The 17,564-nt window shown below is 51.3% G+C and carries 17 protein-coding genes; 5 read left to right on the top strand and 12 right to left on the bottom strand.

All coding sequences use genetic code 11. From position 1 onward, the window contains the following. Positions 1-397: 397 nt before the first annotated feature. From H6F91_RS13285 to H6F91_RS13260, 6 genes are all read right to left on the bottom strand, one after another. Positions 398-847: an ATP-binding protein gene (locus tag H6F91_RS13285; protein WP_190772094.1), complete on the bottom strand. Its 450-nt coding sequence runs from the start codon at positions 845-847 to the stop codon at positions 398-400. A gap of 565 nt (positions 848-1,412) precedes the next feature. Continuing rightward, positions 1,413-1,931 (bottom strand): 5-(carboxyamino)imidazole ribonucleotide mutase, encoded by a 519-nt coding sequence (gene purE, locus H6F91_RS13280; RefSeq protein WP_190772095.1) that lies wholly within the window; start codon positions 1,929-1,931, stop codon positions 1,413-1,415. A 63-nt stretch (positions 1,932-1,994) separates the two neighbouring features. Beyond that, positions 1,995-2,306 carry a hypothetical protein gene (locus H6F91_RS13275; protein WP_190772096.1) on the bottom strand — a complete coding sequence of 104 codons (312 nt, stop codon included), beginning with the start codon at positions 2,304-2,306 and terminating at the stop codon, positions 1,995-1,997. Positions 2,307-3,427: 1,121 nt separating this feature from the next. Next, positions 3,428-5,476, bottom strand: coding sequence for a glycine oxidase ThiO (thiO, locus tag H6F91_RS28570; protein ID WP_190772097.1), 2,049 nt, complete (start codon positions 5,474-5,476; stop codon positions 3,428-3,430). Positions 5,477-5,529: 53 nt separating this feature from the next. Further along, on the bottom strand, positions 5,530-5,904 hold the full coding sequence (locus H6F91_RS13265; RefSeq protein ID WP_190772098.1) for a hypothetical protein: 375 nt from the start codon (positions 5,902-5,904) through the stop codon (positions 5,530-5,532). Positions 5,905-6,244: 340 nt separating this feature from the next. After that, entirely contained in the window at positions 6,245-6,577 is a 333-nt protein-coding gene (locus H6F91_RS13260) for a 2Fe-2S iron-sulfur cluster-binding protein (RefSeq protein ID WP_190772147.1), read from the bottom strand. A gap of 111 nt (positions 6,578-6,688) precedes the next feature. On the opposite strand from H6F91_RS13260, the gene cimA reads away from it, so the two are divergent. Continuing rightward, on the top strand, positions 6,689-8,362 hold the full coding sequence (gene cimA, locus H6F91_RS13255) for a citramalate synthase (RefSeq protein ID WP_190772099.1): 1,674 nt from the start codon (positions 6,689-6,691) through the stop codon (positions 8,360-8,362). A 12-nt stretch (positions 8,363-8,374) separates the two neighbouring features. Here cimA and H6F91_RS13250 read toward each other — a convergent pair whose 3' ends face one another. Then, the gene (locus H6F91_RS13250) at positions 8,375-8,515 is read right to left on the bottom strand and encodes a hypothetical protein (RefSeq protein WP_190772100.1); all 141 of its coding nucleotides are present in this window, start codon (positions 8,513-8,515) and stop codon (positions 8,375-8,377) included. Positions 8,516-8,618: 103 nt separating this feature from the next. Between H6F91_RS13250 and H6F91_RS13245 the strand changes: the two genes are divergently transcribed. Further along, entirely contained in the window at positions 8,619-9,620 is a 1,002-nt protein-coding gene (locus H6F91_RS13245) for a glycosyltransferase (RefSeq protein WP_190772101.1), read from the top strand. Between the two features lie 262 nt (positions 9,621-9,882). Further along, positions 9,883-10,242 (top strand): hypothetical protein, encoded by a 360-nt coding sequence (locus H6F91_RS13240; RefSeq protein ID WP_190772102.1) that lies wholly within the window; start codon positions 9,883-9,885, stop codon positions 10,240-10,242. Between the two features lie 368 nt (positions 10,243-10,610). On the opposite strand, the gene H6F91_RS13235 is transcribed toward H6F91_RS13240, so the two are convergent. Beyond that, positions 10,611-11,432 (bottom strand): tetratricopeptide repeat protein, encoded by an 822-nt coding sequence (locus tag H6F91_RS13235; RefSeq protein WP_190772148.1) that lies wholly within the window; start codon positions 11,430-11,432, stop codon positions 10,611-10,613. A gap of 279 nt (positions 11,433-11,711) precedes the next feature. Between H6F91_RS13235 and H6F91_RS13230 the strand changes: the two genes are divergently transcribed. Next, a complete protein-coding gene (locus H6F91_RS13230) occupies positions 11,712-12,428 on the top strand; it encodes a HEAT repeat domain-containing protein (protein WP_190772103.1) in 717 nt (238 codons plus the stop codon). 136 nt (positions 12,429-12,564) lie between these two features. Next, entirely contained in the window at positions 12,565-13,125 is a 561-nt protein-coding gene (locus H6F91_RS13225) for a hypothetical protein (RefSeq protein ID WP_190772104.1), read from the top strand. A 153-nt stretch (positions 13,126-13,278) separates the two neighbouring features. On the opposite strand, the gene H6F91_RS13220 is transcribed toward H6F91_RS13225, so the two are convergent. The 4 genes from H6F91_RS13220 to H6F91_RS13205 form a co-directional block, all read right to left on the bottom strand. Continuing rightward, the gene (locus tag H6F91_RS13220) at positions 13,279-13,932 is read right to left on the bottom strand and encodes a PD-(D/E)XK nuclease family protein (RefSeq protein WP_199307802.1); all 654 of its coding nucleotides are present in this window, start codon (positions 13,930-13,932) and stop codon (positions 13,279-13,281) included. A 336-nt stretch (positions 13,933-14,268) separates the two neighbouring features. After that, positions 14,269-14,748: a photosystem I reaction center subunit XI gene (locus H6F91_RS13215; RefSeq protein WP_190772105.1), complete on the bottom strand. Its 480-nt coding sequence runs from the start codon at positions 14,746-14,748 to the stop codon at positions 14,269-14,271. Between the two features lie 189 nt (positions 14,749-14,937). Continuing rightward, a complete protein-coding gene (gene psaI / locus H6F91_RS13210; RefSeq protein WP_190772106.1) occupies positions 14,938-15,054 on the bottom strand; it encodes a photosystem I reaction center subunit VIII in 117 nt (38 codons plus the stop codon). Positions 15,055-15,272: 218 nt separating this feature from the next. Further along, positions 15,273-17,447 (bottom strand): hypothetical protein, encoded by a 2,175-nt coding sequence (locus tag H6F91_RS13205; RefSeq protein WP_190789378.1) that lies wholly within the window; start codon positions 17,445-17,447, stop codon positions 15,273-15,275. Positions 17,448-17,564 lie beyond the last annotated feature (117 nt).

Raw genomic sequence — 17,564 nt, 5'->3', positions numbered from 1 at the left:
AAACTCCTGACCTCGGAACTCGACAAGATTTCCCCTGAAAGGGTTGCGTCATTGACGTCCTACGATTTCATTCTCGAAGCCCTATTTGGCGCAGCTTCATATTAAAACGGTATAAGGAGAAAAAATAAACCAACGTGATTGTTTTTCATCACGCTGACTCAAAAACTACTGAGGATTGTGTGTTGAATAATCTGTAATTAACCTCAGTTCGGGATAATCTGAGGTGCTCATTTTGGCGTGCGCTTTGTGCACGCCAAAATGAGCGTTTTCGAGTGCCGCGCGTTGCGCAGCACTCGAAAACGCCCTTAACACGAACTCAGGTGAATTACTTTTGAAGGAAGGGTGACAAATTCACCCCTCTCTCGAAAACAATTACAGGTTGCTTGATTGGTAATCCTTAAGACACTAAAGGCATTCGAACCCGGCTTTTGACCTGTTTGCAGAGCCTTAACTCCGTACCTTCAGCATTCCAATGAACCTGGTCAAAAACCTGATGCAAAATGTAAAGACCACGACCACATTCTTGCAAGGCTTCTAAGCGATTCTCAGAAGAAACTTCCTGGCAGCAACAGTCCGGAATAAACCCAGGACCCTGGTCTGCAATAATCCACCAATGCTCATCTTCTAGAATAAAAAACTCAACAACAACCGTTTTGTGGGGGTCAAGGTTATTGCCGTGTTTGGCTGCATTTACTAGGGCCTCTTGTAAGCCCAATCTCAATTCCGCCTTCCAGCGTTTCGGAACATCAGTCAGGAGCAGATCTAGAATCGGACCGAGGTGTAATGTGGAGGCAAAACTCATAGTGCCCCATCTACGCCCAACGGAACGAGGTGTGATTGCTATCACGCAAGAAACCCCTCTGCTTTAATGGCTGGATAGCTAATAGCTATGCTGTAATTCGATCCTAGCACACTATCTAGAGGGGTATCCAGCCCTAAATACCTCGAACCTTTATCCTACAAAGGTTGGATCATTTCTAAATGTGTTTAAACCTGGCCACCTCATCCATCAGAACTAAGGAGGCGTAAAACTACTGTCAGATTTTTAACATTTTCTACCTATAGACTGAGTTTGATAAGATTTAATCATGTTATCTGACTTCTGTGTAACCGTCTGAAGTAGCCGCATCTTAGATGCCTGTTTGAAAAGGCTTATTTTTCGTGCCCTTTAGGTACAAAAAATAAGCCTTTTCAAACAGCTTCTTAAAGTCCATTAAATCCTTTTACATTTCTTCTATTTCTCCATCAACCACAACCAGATTGGTTAAGCGTGAGAGGTGAAGAATTCCAAGTGCTTAGGACTAAACATAAAACTCAAAATGCTGCACCACCTGTTTTGTGGTCGATACAGCATTTTGAGTTTTATTGACTAGAACAGAATTCAGCACTCAACGATTTAAGGATGCAGGACACTACATCTGCTGAAGATAGGCTGTAGCGCCCAATTCTTGTAAGCGATCCTGCTTTGCCAGCACTGAATCTCGCAGGGTCTGACGATACTGCTGCACCTTTTCTAAAAGATCAGGTTGCTGTGCCGCCAGAATTTGTACGGCCAGCAGCCCCGCATTTTGGGCATTGCCGATCGCTACGGTGGCTACTGGAATGCCCGCAGGCATTTGCACAATGGAATAGAGGGAATCTATCCCCTGCAAGTGACGACTTGCCACGGGCACACCAATGACAGGAAGCGGTGTGAGAGAAGCTACCATCCCCGGCAAATGAGCGGCACCTCCAGCCCCGGCAATAATTACTTTCAGCCCACGCTGATGAGCCGTTTCTGCATACTCCACCATGCGGTGAGGGGTACGGTGAGCTGACACGATAGCAACATCGCAGGAAATGCCGAACTGATCACAAATAGCGATCGCCCCCTGCATGGTCGGGAGGTCAGAGTCGCTCCCCATAATGATACCGATGGGAGGTTGGGTCATAGCCAATCAAATAAAAATGGACAAGGCATAGAGCATGCCTTGTCCATTTTTTCAGCAAGTGGGTTACTCGTCATCCATGGCTGCAAACACCATGGCGCAAAAGACGAAAGCAACGACAAGGGGCATTGGGTTTTCAAACCACAGCCCCGTAGTAGCCGCGATCGCCGTCACCCCAGACACCGCTGCAAACCATAACCTTTCGACAGGGCTCGGTCCCTTCCTAGCCTTAATGACCTGGAGGGCTTGTGTAGGAATTGGCATCGGCATTACTCCATGGGGAGGGAATGCCCAGTATTCCCTGCGTTCCTGAAAGGGGTCAGTCCAACCGTTGTCCTGACACCATTCCTGAATCCAAACCATGCAATACTTATTCATTACCTACTCCAGATTAACCTTCAGGGAACCACCGCTGGTGGCCTACACTGCTACCTAGTGAGAATGGACCGAAAAGGCGATCGCACGACCTGCCCTGTCAAATTGTGAAAAAATTGCGACGAGATTTACCAATCATTTAGATTGCTCGTTCTTTGTACAGTATCAAATCCTTCACAAGCTAGGAGAGCGTAGTTATCAATCGTTACTTAATGCTTTGTTATGGAGAGTTGAGAGAGTACAATTACTCATTCACAATCGACTGCATAACCAAGCATTAGTTCTTATTTTTACGTTGGGATCGCTTTATTGCATGGGCCTTTAGCTAGACACCTTTAGGTAGAAATAATATCGAAGCACCCAAGAGCACGAGTTCTCACTTTCTGTAGTTAAGTCAATCTTAAGAAAACCAATCCAATCTAGAGCTGAAAGCGCCCCCAAGCAAGAGTTTTACACCTGATAGCGAGCTCAAGCATACCTCATATTATTTAGTTCTTAGGCATTTGTACTGATAGCTATACGCATCTTGTACCAAACCTCAAAGTTCTTATTCTTCCCCTGCAAAGTATTAAAATCAATGAGAGCTTTGAGTTTTGCGATCGCCTGTATTCATTACTCATAACCTAAGGATCACGAACAAAATAACCTGTAATTCTTGTTGTGAGAGGGGCGGCAAAGCCGCCCCTCTCACAACAAGAATTACACGTTAATAAATACGCGATCGTAATCATTAGACTGTCGGTGTGAATCGTTGCGCGGCTTCACTACGCCACAACTTACACCCTCAAAAACCGATTCATTCAAGCGGTCTACGCGCTGGAAATGTGGTGTGTCTCACACAGCGCACCTAACAACGAACAACGAAAGCGTACCGGAGTAGCGGGTTCGCGTCAGTCCTGATCGCTATACAGTTATTTTTCCAATGGGTGTAGTACGAGAGAGACGAGACCTCTCATTTCAAATCATTTCAAACATTTGAGGTGAGCCGGGCAATTACCCCACTCACCTCATAACTTAAAGCAGAAAAGCTGTTACTTAACCTGAGTTCGGGTTAAGTAACAGCTTTCGAGTGCCGCGCGAAGCGCACCGCCAAAATGAGGACTTCAGCTTATCCCAAACTGGGATTACTTACCGGTTACCAACCCGGTAGTTGGGGAACTAGCGCTGGCATTAGCAATCACAGGGATGCGCCCGGCCAAATAGGCAAGACGTCCGGCTTCAGCCGCAAGACCCATGGCTCGAGCCATAGCAGCAGGATTTTGGGCTTTGGCGATCGCTGTGTTAATTAGCAGTGCGTCTGCCCCCATTTCCATAGCCTGCGCTGCTTCGCTGGGTGTTCCAATGCCAGCATCTACCACGACAGGCACTCCAGCATTTTCAATGATGATTTGAATGTTAGCGGCATTGCGAATGCCCTGGCCTGAACCAATAGGCGATCCCAGAGGCATGACGGTAGCACAACCCACCTCTTCGAGCCGCTTCGCAAGCAGAGGATCGGCGTTGATGTAAGGCAGCACAGCAAACCCTTCTTTGACCAATTGTTCTGCTGCCTGCAGGGTACCGATGGGGTCGGGTAACAGGTAGCGAGAGTCGGGGATTACTTCTAGTTTCACAAAGTTGTTGTCCTCTTGTCCCAACAGCTTCGCCATTTCACGGCCCAAACGGGCAACACGAACGGCCTCCTCAGCCGTCTGACAACCGGCGGTGTTAGGCAGCATCCAGATGGTGTTCCAATCTAGAGCTTCGGCCAATCCTTCGTGGCCAGGAGCTTGGGTCTGAACACGGCGCACCGCTACCGTTACGATTTCACAACTACTAGCGACAACGCTTTGCCGCATCACCTCAAAATTGTCGTATTTGCCGGTCCCCGTCATTAAACGAGAGCGAAAGGTACGCCCAGCGATCACGAGAGGGGTATCGGTGACGAATTGCGCAGAGTTGACCTGGGAGCCCAACGTAGCGGGAGTGGCATGTTCCACAGGTTTAGATAAAGGAGAATTCACCATGGATGCGTCAGAGGAAGAAAAAGATAGATGGGTGGATGAGTGGATAGATGAAGGAGTCGTCGTAGGGGGGGCCGTGGGGATGGGGGAGAAAAATCGCTCCCAGGAAAATTCGGACAGAAGGGGTGAAGCTGTACGGCTCAGGATCCAGTCTGCCAAAAGTTGGGCCGTTATAGGGGCGAGAAGAATACCGTTACGGTAGTGGCCTGTGGCAAGAGACAGGTTCTCGCAGGGGCTAGGGCCAAGAATGGGCAGTTCATCGGGGGTGGCTGGTCGGAAACCCCACCAGCATTCCTGAATCGGGAGATGGGCGATCGCCGGAACCAACCGTGTTGCTTCCCCCATCAATTGCTGTAACCCTGCGGGCGTATTGTACGGAGCAAAGCCAACCGCTTCGTTCGTCGCACCTACTATAATGCGACCATCTCGACGGGGCACAATATAGGCTCCAGTGCCATATAACACCCGTTGCAGAGGCCGCTCAGCCATATCAGAGGGCGGTACTACCACTGAAAACATCTGCCCTTTCCGGGGCTGCACGGGAATCGGCAAGAGAGCTTGCGACCAGGCTCCTGCAGCCAGCACATAATGCTCTGCTTGTAAGGTACCTGTAGGGGTACGAATACCCTGCAAACGGCCCTGCCGCTGCTCCAGGTCTGTAACGTGAACCCCTTCATAGAGAGTCACGCCTAAAGATTGGGCCGTTGCCAGCAGGGCCTGGGCCAGTACCCGGTTGTCAACCTGTCCATCCTCTGGGAACCACCAACCGCCCACAACTTCGGGACTCAGCCCAGGTTGAGCCAGGTGGATAGCCTGTTGATCTAACCAACGCCGGGTTGGGTCAGACAACAATTCTGTCGACTCAGGTAGGGTATAGACCGGAGCCAGGATGCCACAGGATTGGTAACCGACATCTAACCCGCTTACATCTTCGAGTTTAGAAGTCCAATCAGGATACAGATTCCGGCTTTGCAGGGACAGATCGAGCATGGGGCCGGGCGGCAAGGCTTCAGCTTGAGGCGCGAGCATACCTGCCGCCGCATGGGAGGCCGCTTGAGAAAAATCGCGGCTCAAGACCGCAACGGAAGTGCCCCGTAACTTTAGTTCGACAGCGATCGCCAATCCGATCACACCGCCGCCAATAATCAAAACCTCATGTTTTGCCTGCATAACCCACTATTAATCTTTGAAACCCAAACCCACGCCGAATATTTCAGAAGGGCTTACCACATTGCTCGCACACCCCGATTCGTGGAATTTGTAGTTCCACCCGTTTGAGTATTACCACCCGTTGTCGAATACGTCGCATCGGATGGCCCTCCAACAGCGGCGCCATTGGTGCCATTGGTGCCATTAGCCGGTAGGGTGGTGGGCCTGCTCTGGGTAGACTGGGGTGCAGCAGGAACTTGCTGAGCTTCTTGGTTAGCCTGAGTTTCCGATTGCCCCTGGAATTCACCCCGGATAATCGGCGTCCCGATGATTAATGCCAGAGCCACGAGCACACCAAACCCAACAAGCCGCACCAGCCCGGTCGCCAACGTGCCTACTAGGGCAGCCAGCAATCCAAACACAATGAGCAGGGCGAGAATGTCTGCCATGATCCATCCTCCGTTAAATCACCACCTACCACCACTCATCATCGCGCAGATAGTAGGGTTGCGGGTACCAACTTTGGCATAGCTAGAAGAATCATTGTTGAGTTTTGTCCCTCTGAGAAGGGGCCGTGTTCTAGACCTATTGAATGGGATGGGAAGGCAAAGGCACTCTATGCCCTTGCCTTCCCATCCCATTCGTAGGGTGCATCCCACTTTTGCAAATTTGGAAACCCACTTTTGTAAGTAAGGCGGGCGAAGCCCGCCTTACTTACAAAAGTGGGATGCACCCCATTCATAAGAATTACGGGAACGAAATTCAACAGAACAAATCGGAGCAAAATTTTTAGGGGGTATGAACTGGGCGATCGCTCTGCCCCCAAAAACCGTCATACTTAGTAACACGAACATTACCCAGCACGCTGACCTGACAGGCCAACCGTCGGTTTTGCGTGGGATCATGGGGTGGCAACGATAAACGGCCCCGCTCTCGCCAACCCATTTCCGATACCTCTCCTTCGATCTCGACCGCACACGTACCGCAGGTGCCGATACCATGGCAATTAATCAGACGAGCCTGGCTATTATAAAGGTCAATCCCCTGTTGTAATAGAACGTGGCGCAAGTTTTCGCCCATTTCGCACTGAAATGTTCTTCCTTGAGCTGTAACCTCAGGCATCATGCCCCCTTGAATCGTTTGATAGCGAGTTGCGTCGGGTAAGATGTCGCTTTCTCCTGTTGCAGTGTACTGCTGATTCCTAAATTAATTCCTCCATCCAACACCGTTACCATGACCACTCAGGATTCCGCACCCAATACGATCTGGATCTACGACACCACCTTACGGGATGGGGCCCAGCGGGAAGGACTGTCCCTCTCCCTGGAAGACAAGTTGCGAATTGCGCGGCAACTAGATCAACTGGGAATTCCCTTTATTGAGGGTGGGTGGCCCGGGGCGAATCCGAAGGATGTGCAGTTTTTCTGGCAACTGCGCGAAGAACCTCTTTCACAGGCAGAAGTGGTAGCCTTCTGTGCAACCCGACGACCCGGACGGACCGCCGAGAGCGATCCCATGCTGCAACCCATTCTCTCAGCTGGAACACGGTGGGTCACTATTTTCGGAAAATCGTGGGATCTTCATGTCACAGAAGGGCTGAAGACTACCCTGGAAGAAAACCTGGCCATGATCACCGATACCCTCTCCTATCTACGGAGCCAAGGACGGCGAGTGATTTACGATGCCGAGCACTGGTTTGATGGGTACAAGGCTAATCCAGAGTATGCGTTAGAGACCTTGAAGGCAGCGATCGCAGGCGGTGCAGAATGGCTCACCCTCTGTGACACCAACGGGGGAACATTGCCCCACGAAGTCGGCGAGATTGTACAGAAGGTCAGCTCCTTTCTTCAGAATTCAGATGTGAAGGCTTTGTCTCCCGATGCCAGCATTCAGGTTCAAATTGGCATCCATACTCACAATGACTCTGGTACAGCGGTTGCTAATGCCCTTACGGCTGTTATGGACGGAGCCCGGATGGTTCAGGGCACCATCAACGGCTACGGGGAGCGCTGCGGTAACGCAAACCTTTGCACGTTGATTCCGAACCTGCAATTAAAGCTGGGCTATTCCTGCATTACACCCAATCAGCTCGCGACCCTCACCGACTCCAGCCGATTGATTAGCGAGATTGTTAATCTGGCCCCCGACGATCATGCACCTTATGTGGGTCTGTCTGCCTTTGCCCATAAAGGCGGTATTCACGTCAGTGCCGTCGAGCGTAACCCCATCACCTACGAACACATCTCGCCTGACTCCATTGGGAACCGCCGTCGGATTGTAATCTCTGACCAGGCGGGGTTAAGTAATGTGCTGTCGAAGGCCCGCAGTTTTGGCATTGAGCTAGACAAAGACGCACCCACCTGCCGCCAACTCCTACAAAATCTGAAAAACCTGGAGAACGAAGGCTACCAATTTGAAGCGGCAGAAGCCAGCTTTGAGCTGCTGATGCGTGAAGCGTTGGGACAGCGAGAATCCTTCTTCAATGTGAAAGGTTTCCATGTGTACTGCCAACTATTGCCAGATAGCACCTGGGGTACGGATTCTCGCGCGACAATCAAGGTCATCGTAGGGGGCGAGGAAATTTTAGAAGCAGGAGAAGGGAATGGCCCAGTTTCAGCCCTAGACTCTGCCCTGCGTCGAGCTTTGAAAAACTTTTATCCTGAAATTGTCTCCTTCCACCTGACTGACTATAAGGTGCGGATTTTGGACGGGACTTTGGGAACCTCGGCCAAAACCCGAGTCTTGGTGGAATCCAGTAATGGCCATCAACGTTGGACGACTGTGGGCGTCTCCACCAATATCATTGAAGCGTCCTATCAGGCCGTTGTCGAAGGGCTAGAGTACGGGCTGATGTTACAGCACCGAGCCAAAGTCGCATTGGAAACTTCAACCGTACTTCCTGAATAACTGGAGGCCATTCTATTGATCGTCACCGCCCTGGTCGGAATCCCCGCCTCGCCGCCAGGGAAGCTTCGTACCCATTTCTGTCATCGCTGAGAGAAACAGATAGCCGATCAGGACGGCAGCTCCTCCCAAAAACATTCCCCATTCGCTGTCCATCTTCACCCCTAACACCATGAGTAATCCAATCCAATCTGCATCCTATTGGTGGGGATGGCTTTATCCCTCCTACCAATAGAGTTTTATTCGCTTGGAGCATTCCATGAGGACATTGTATTTCCTGCTTCCGGGTACAGGCGGAAAGTTCGCCTGCGGAGGGCTATGGGCAGAACTAAAAACCCTCAAAATGGCCCAAAAAATTTGCCCAGCAGAAGTCGTGACCTATCGGCAGCGGGAAAAGGACACGTTATTTCTGGATGATGTGTTGCAGCAACCCAATCTGGACAATGTGATCTTTGTATTGAGTTGGGGGTTTGATGTGCCTAAGTTGGCGGCACGAGTGCGATCGCACCCCACCATTTATCACGCCCACAGCGCTGGCTATGGCTTTCAGCTTCCCGCCTCTGTCCCAATCATCACCGTTAGCCGCAATACCCTGGGTTACTGGGGGCAGAAAGCACCCAATAACCTGCTGTATTATCTGCCCAATGAGATTTCTGATAGCTTTCAAAATCTCAACCAGGAACGGGACATTGATGTCTTGGTTCAGGTTCGCAAGTCATCTCGATATCTCCTGAACCAATTGGTTCCTGCTTTGCAGCAGGTTTGCAATGTTTATGTTGTAGACCACTATATAGAGGACTTACCCGGCTTATTTAATCGAGCCAAAGTCTATCTCTACGACTCTGCCGAGTATTGGGCACTGCAAGGAGTGAGTGAGGGATTTGGGTTACAACCCTTGGAAGCTTTTGCCTGCGGCTGTCAGGTTTTTTCAAGCCTCAATGGAGGGCTTTCCGATTACTTAGATCCCGGTTTCAACTGTCACAAAATTGCTGGATATTCTCTGGCGTTTGATACACAAAGAATTCTTCGAGTTTTAGAAAATTTCGAGCCGTCTAAAGCCCCCGAATTATTTTTAGAGGAATATAGAACCCCTAATATTCTTCAGAAATTGCAGCTTATTTTACAGGATATCAATCAATTCTTTGACCACCAACATCGTCATGCCTCAGATATCCCCAGTTTTACGAAGACTCGCCTCTTCAAGCTCTCATTGGAAATGATGTGGCAGAAGATACAGAAACGTTACCTACATTCCCGATAGGCCTTGCGTTATTTTAATATTAGAGAGGTGAAGGTCTGCTTCACCCTGTCTGGGTGATGTACGGTCTTATCTCAGGTTCTACCTTTATCAACGATTAGTCGCTTCAGCATATACGCGTTCAATTTAGCACCCGTATCACTATGTCGAACGGATGATGCCTTCGTTAGCCTATTTCGGGAAACTGAGTAGAGCAAACCAGGTCATCAGGAACAGGGAAATCGGCATCATGCTTGAGCTTTGTACTATTTACTCAGGTTGACACATGCCAGAGCAGGAACGAACCATTAGACTTTCTGAATTTTCAGATGAAGCCCTTCTTGAAATATGCCGGGCCGCAGATGTAATTGCCTGCGAATGTCCTGGATATGTCGCTCGTATTTTACGCCAAGTAAAAGCTTTTCGAAGCTATACCTTAACGTGCATTGATCAGTTTCCGGAAGATACGGATACCCATCAGTGGTTAGCATCTCAAGCCCAAAAGGTTGAAGAAATTCTGTGGGAAACGATGGTCGACTTGATGCGGAAGGAAAAGCTAATTGGCGAATCCGATGAGGTTCTGCTCGATAGCCTCTCTGAACGGGCTCGGGCGATCGCCCTTCAACAAATTGGCGGTTCTGTCTAAACCATTTATCCTGTTCAACAAAAGGAGAGGGGCAGTGCAGTGCACCGTCCCTCTCCTTTTACAAATCACAACCTTTAAGAGTGTTTTCTTATGCGCTTCGCGTATGAGAAAGCAACCCTTCAAGCGAGTTTTACAGCGCTGTGCACGTTGATTAAGTACGGTGGTGTGTGGCACTTCGTGCCACACACCACCGTTGCTGTACTTAACGCACTTGCACATTGCTATAGAACGCTCTATAGGATTAGTCTGAGTTTAGGTTAAAGGCTTTTTTGAGGAGCGCAAAGTTCCCCTCAAAAAAGCCCATTTTGGCGTGCGGTCTACTCACACCAAAATAGGCACTTGGGGCTTAGCCGAATTGAGGTTATAGGTTACGACTGAAGCTTCAGAAACTTCTCTAAAGCCTTCACCATGGCATCGGGCCAACGGCGAGTATTTGCAACCCAATCTAGATTTTTGTAGCGAGAATCCAATCCCAGGGCAGCGACCCAGTTACTTTCGGCTTCTCCCCGATTTCCCTGAACCCAGAGGGTAGCGGTGAGGGCTGCTCGCATATCAGCAAAACGGGGATATTTACGCACCAAATTTCGCATTTCTCGCATGGATTGCTCGACCTGACCCGTTTGGTAGAGGGCAAGGGCACGGTTGGCGCGAGCTATGGCAAAGTCTGGAGCCAGTTCGGAAGCTTTCTGGTAATCGGCGATCGCCGCATCCCACTGCCCCAAGCCAGCCTCGGCATTACCCCGGTTGTTGTAGGCTGCTGGATCATTGGGGTCAAGAGCGAGGACTTGATTGTAGTCGGCGATCGCTGCATTCCACTGTTGCAACCCTTCCAGTGCAGCTCCCCGATTCAAGTATGGGTCAGGGGCTTCAGGCATCAGCTCGATAGCCCGGTTATAGTCCTCAATAGCCGCCTCTAGCTTATTCTGGCTTACGCGCGAATTGCCCCGGTTGCTCAGCACAGCAGCATTGTCAGGCAATTTTTCGAGAATCTGAGTCCAGTAGGTTTCTGCCGTCGCAAAATCGCCTTTATTCGTAGCGTTAAATGCCTTTTGTCGAAGATCGCCTAAGGCTTCCACATCAACAGGGACAGCATCTTGGGGCAGGGCATCGGCCCGAGCGAGAGTGCTCCCCCCCGGTAGGCCGCACCAAAGGCAAATCAATACTAAAAGCAGACTGAGAATTCGCATCATGACTCCGATCATGACAGTTTTTTCGATGCAAAACTAGTAAACCACATCGTAAAAATCAGAGCCTATTTTCAGTGAGCCATCTCTATTCACAATACTCTGGACAGTTTTTCTGAAACCCTTGATTTTGCGTGCGCGAAGCGCACGCAAAATCAAGGGTTTCAGAAAAACTGTCCGAACTAATGTATTCAGAAATACACAGATAGGCCGCTGAACCGAGCTGAACCGAATTACCTTTCGAGAGTGCCATAATGACGATAGTGCCCTTTGTCAGGAGTTCGGATGAGCGACGTAACAGCCCAACCCAATCTTCCCAACCTGGAGGAGATTGCAACCCAGTTAGAGAGTGAAAATTCACGCGATCGCCTCCTGGGGGTTGTGGCACTCAGGGATATAGAACCGGAACAGGCTGTCCCCCTTATTAAGAAGGTATTAGACGACGACAACCTTCAGGTTAAAAGCATGGCCGTATTTGCCCTGGGGCTCAAACCTACGGCGGAGTGCTACCCTCTGCTGACCCAGATTATGGAAACCGACCCCGATTATAGTGTCCGGGCGGGAGCGGCGGGAGCCTTAGGCTATTTGCAAGATAGCCGTGCTGTCGAGCCACTGATGCGCACATTTTACGAAGATACCGATTGGTTAGTTCGGTTTAGTGCCGCTGTATCTCTTGGCAATTTGAAAGACCCCAAAGCTCGCAACGTCTTATTGCAAGCGTTGGAGAGCGATGAAGTCGTATTGCATCAGGCGGCGATCGCTGCCCTGGGAGAAATTCGTGATGTCGAGTCCCTCGAAGCCATCCTGCGCTTTGCCCAATCATCAGATTGGTTAGTGCGCCAGCGCCTGGCCGAAGCCCTTGGCAATATGCCCTCAACAAAAGCCATTTCCGCCCTTAAATATCTGGAAAAAGACAGCCACCCCAATGTTGCGGCAGCAGCTCACATTTCCCTTCAGCACCTAACAAAGGAGATGGAAGAACAGACTTCTGGTGAAGCATAGTAGGACTGAGTGCGGCAAAGAGACCCGTGCTCAGCCCTCAGTCTCCTTTCCTGGCTGTACCCATTTTTGAAACCAACCCTACTATTTTTTCGTCCCCACCTAAAGTAGGAATAGCAGTATAGGTGGGCGGGTTCACATGAGATACGTATGGGTGGGATTAATGGTTCTGATGCTGGGGAGCGGGCTAGCCGCCTGCGGTCGTTCAACCTCTGAAACCCCGGACGTTAGTAACCGTGATGCTTCACCGATTGCTCAAGCTCCCGCCAGCCCAGCTTCTCCGTCCGTAACTCCTAGTACGGCGACGTCGATCAAGCTGGGCTCCTTTTCGTTTAATGAAATCTACGAGATCGGCGCAGCAGGCTGTGGCATGACCCTGTGGACAAACGAGGAAAATGCGAAACCTTCTGGCGATCGCCGCTTCACCCTTTTAAGCGGTCTGGACGAGAATTCGACGTTGATGAAGATCAATGACGAAGTTGTGCGTTTCCGGCGTACCGAAGCCAGTGGTGATACCTTTTACGGCCAATTCACCTCGCAAACCTTCAGCAATGAAGAAAAAGGAATTACGGTACATGTTGATGTCACCCAGGGGCAGCCGGGCGAGATTGAGTCTCTTTCCATCCCCTCGGGCACGATTAAGGTTGAACTGAATGGGGAGAGTGTCGAAGTACCCGTCATAGGAGATGCGGGCTGCTAAAGAGCAATACTTCTTGAACAGGACTTACGCAAGCCCTCTATCCGTAGTGCCTTTGTGTTGTGGGTGGGGTGCGAAGCACCCCACCCACAACACAAAGGCGTAAGTCCTGTTGAAGTTAGGGGGAGACGGCAAGCCGTCTCCCCCTAACGCTATCTATCGACGGCGGTAAAATTTAGCTAGCCGTTCCTCCCACTGCTCCCAGTAGGAGAGCACATCAGCCAAATCAAAGGAAAACACTTCAGCGGGCTGATCCGGTAAGGCGACCACAACTCGTGCCGATCGCACCTCCACCCCTTCCACCTGACGGCTATGATTGACTGCACCACAGTAAGCCGCTACCTGCAAAGGTGCATCATAGAGCCGTTCTATCGACCCTTTGGGGCGATCGCCTGTCTTCCAGTCTAATAAGCAGGGAGTCCCTTGATAATTCACTACACAATCTACCTTTCCCGCATAGCCCAGGTCATGGTGAAACACCGTCGTTTCGACTAAATGCACTTCCTGAATATCTGTTAGAACAGGTTGCAAACTTTCCCAGTAGGGGCGGATCAGGTCGGGGCAAGGGATAGGGTTTCCCAGCAGGTAATGGCGAAGTTGCGTATGGGTCAGAGTTCCGCGACGACTGGCAGCAATGGAGACTCGGCTTGCTTCTTCGGAACCAAGGCGATCGCGCCACTTCGCCAGGGCTTCTCGCGCCTCGGGGGGTTTGGTGGCATTCAGCACAGTCGTCACACTGGGCAGCCGAACTCCCATCTCATCAATGAAATACCCGCGAGTGCTCCGAGCTTTAGACGCAGAACGAGCCACAGCTGTTTTACCTTTAGGTTCCTTCTAAGCTTAGCCTGCATTCTTCATCAGACATATCGCTACAGCCTTATAGCGCTGTGGGGTTGATTAAGTACAGTGGTGTAGGGCACGAAGTGCCCTACACCACTGTTGCTGTACTTAACGCACTTGCACATTGCTATAAGGACGTTTTCGAGTGCCGCGCGTTGTACAGCACTCGAAAACGCCGATTTTGGCGTGCGCTTCGCACACGCCAAAATCGGCACTTCAGCTTATCCCAAATTGAGGTTAAAAAAAGAGACGTATTGACTACGTCTCTCTCAATGACATATTGAGCTTGAATGGGCCAATCACACCCTAGCCCAGGATGTTACCAAAGCTTTCCAGAACACCAGACTGAGCCACCTTAAAGATCAGGTAGGCAAAAGCGGCTCCGCCAATACCACCTACCAGGAAGGAACCTGCAAACTCGCTCCAGCCTTCAGAATTGCCGAGGGCAGAGGGGGGGTTGGGGTTGGTCACAGTTGAAATGGGGCTGTTCACACCCACACTGCTGTACACCGACAGACAGAGGGTGAGAATAACCACAAGAACGACTGCTTCTACCAGACCCACTTCGTTTGCGAAGGGGGTGTTGCGGAACTGGCTGGTGAGGGCGAAGGGGCCAAACAGCAAGTAGCCGTGAGCCATGCCAACTTCCAGGCCCCGACGCTGAGCAGACAGACCTGCACGATACGCCGGAAGGTTATTAATCAGAGCTTTAGTAAATCCAGAGGAGTTAATCGGCGTGGCCAGGTTGCCGATTTGGGGATCGCCAGCGGGTTTAACTACGTCCATGTTCTGCACTATCTCTCAAAAGGTTTTCAAAGATGCCAGTGAGCCAGGCGTACCCGGCACACCGGGGAAGCATGCCACAGTAGGCAACCATGGCCCGTCAGCTCATCAGTATAGGGGAACCCAATATTGAAGAAGCTTTAGAGATTTTTGGAGAGGTTTGTAGCCCCTCCAAAAATTCTTGACAGACCATTAGATGCCCGAGGGATCTTCCCGCTCAATGTAGATAAACAAGAGAGCCATCGTAACAGCGGGAAATACCCAACCGATGATGGGTACGAAGATAGAAGGCAAGTAGGAAGCTGCCATAGTGTTTTCCTATGTAAACCAAACGCCATTACGTACAGAATTTACTGCCAATCCCTAACCGATCGACAGGAGACTAAGAATTTTTAACAAAAGGCAAGAAATGTAGGAATCCTGAGAGTCAACGGATCTGGCAAAAAGCTGATAGCTGAAGACTTCACTGATTTCCCTCAAAAAACTCAGGTCATGGGGAATTTACAGAACTACACGAATGGTGAAGGCTAGATCTCTAACTCATCAAATGAGAGGGTAGGAAGATCGGGCGGAACAACCGGGCGATCGACGGAGGCTTTATGGCTTTCCCGTTGCGTGGTGAGTTCGACAGCGATCGCCTCAAACTGTACCTCCAAACATCCATGGGGCACCGTTAGCGTTGTCCAGGCTTCCAGATTTCCATGACCATTGGGTAAAAAGTTCATAACCCAGCGGGGGCCATCCAACAGTACCCGGCTTTGCAGGTCTTGCATCCACAGCTTCACCCCCAGACGCGAAGCTGTGGGAGGTAGTTGCACCGTCACCTCCACCCGCTGCCCTGACACCAGCTCGCCACCAGTCACGCGCAGTTGAGGTGTAGGAAGCGGTTCCTCCTCCGGCAGAGCATCCGGTTGGATGGGTGGGGAAGGCGGGGCAGAAAAGCCCAGGGTATTGCGTAGAGTTGGCGGAGGTAATTCGTCATCCAGCACAATTTCCTGCTCATCCCAGCCTTCCTCGGAGAGGGGAAGAGAACTGTTGCCCAGGAATTGGGAGAGTTCGCGGTCGCCCGCCAGCGCACTCAGCCGAGACAAAAACCGACTTTGTAGATCCAGGGCACGAAACGCTAGTTCCTCGGCGGAGAGCGCCAGGTTTTCTTCTGGCAGGGCTTGCCCTACAACAGAAGGGCCATCCGTTGCCTCAGATGTTTCCAGGCGTTGCAGCACCCCATCAGCCTCTTCCAGGTCATGGCTGGGAGTTTCGGGAGCGCTGGGAGCATCTAGAGCAATATCCTCCGTGTCTGCAGAAGCTTCTGCTAATTCAGGGGCCACTTCCAAAACAATCTCAGGCTCTGGCTCTAGAAGCTTTTCCATGGGAAGTTCTATTCCCCTGGTACGCGGGCGATTGGGATCGGGTTGATAAATCTGAGGCGGCAAAATCTGCTCACCCGCGGGGCGCACCAAGGGAGCCGCTGCAGCTCGCTGAGCAATCAGGAACGTGATATCCAGGTCGACAGGCTGTTCGTCTTCCCGTAAGGGTGGATAGAGATCGGCCGGAAAATCATCGGCGACTGCCTCCAACAAATCATTCAGGCTGGCCGTCACCGAAAACCCAGCACTTACCAGAACCGAAGGATGATCCGTTGGCGTCGCCAGGGCCACCAGAGCCACATCTCCAATTAACAGGCGCGAGTCAGAGTTCTCGGGCAGCGTCACTTGACAGGAAAAGGGGCAGGGAAGCAGGCGGGACGTGAGCGATCGCCGCACTTCCAACACGGTGGAAGCCGTCTGGGGGTCACGCAGGGTAATTTGCAGGGCCACCGGCGGCAGGTAAGGGGTGTCTAGCTCTCCCACAGGCTCGATAGTGCCCTGAAGGGTGAGCGATCGCCCCGCTTGTACCACCAGGCTCGATTGCTGCAAAACCAACTGCACCGATTCTGGCTTTAGAGCTGGGCCCGAGGCGAATTCTTCCTCATTTTCAGGGGTTTCTACCTCAGCCGCAACTGGGGTGTCCAGATCCAAATCCAGATCTTCCAGCAAAGAGTCTATAACTGCATCGGAATCATCCTGAGCTTTCTGCCAGACCTCGCTCGAGCCAGTTGCCATCACAGCAGGCTCCGGTTCCACAGGCTCTTCTACGACTGGCTGTTCTGGGAAAACAAAGGGATTTGGCTCGTCGATCTCGACTGAACTGGCAGAATCAAGCACCGGCTCCGGTTCTGGCAAAGATTCAACCGCAGAAGCAGCACCTGCCTCGTCCAGGTCCTCGTGCACGCTATCGTGTCGCGACATCAGGCTGACTGCATCTAAATCAGCCGCCGGACCATCGGGCTCCCAGTCATCGGCTACTTCTGATTCTTGCGGCAACACGGAGAGCTGCACCCCATAGCGCCAACCCTGGCCCAGCATATCGGCCATCAAATCCCCTGCACAGCTGAGTTCCCACACACCGGGTTGCAGCCAGGTAAACGGAAAAATTACGATCAGACCATCATCGTTGATGCGTCCGTTGCGTTTCTGCGTGCGGCGGCGTGGAGGGTCTTCATCCAACCGAATATGGCAAATGCGAATCTCGACGGGTTGGTTCACTCGGCTGGTACGCGCGACCATCCGATAGCGACCTTCCAGCACCTCCACATCGGGCGACTCCAGGGGCAGCCAGGAGCGATCGCCCTCCCGTTGGATGAGAAATTCCCAGAACTCCATCAACCTGTACCCCTTACCTTACTATGGTTCGCGTGGTGGGTTGCCAGTTCGTGGGCGAGAACGGTAACCCTAAATGTGGATGTATGACGCGGTCTGATTCTGGTTTTAAGTCTAGCC

The organism is Leptolyngbya sp. FACHB-8, from assembly GCF_014695575.1.
Lineage (GTDB): Bacteria > Cyanobacteriota > Cyanobacteriia > Elainellales > Elainellaceae > Vacuolonema.
Note: the sequence above shows the minus strand (reverse complement) of the source record. Positions and strands in the feature narration are given on the sequence as shown.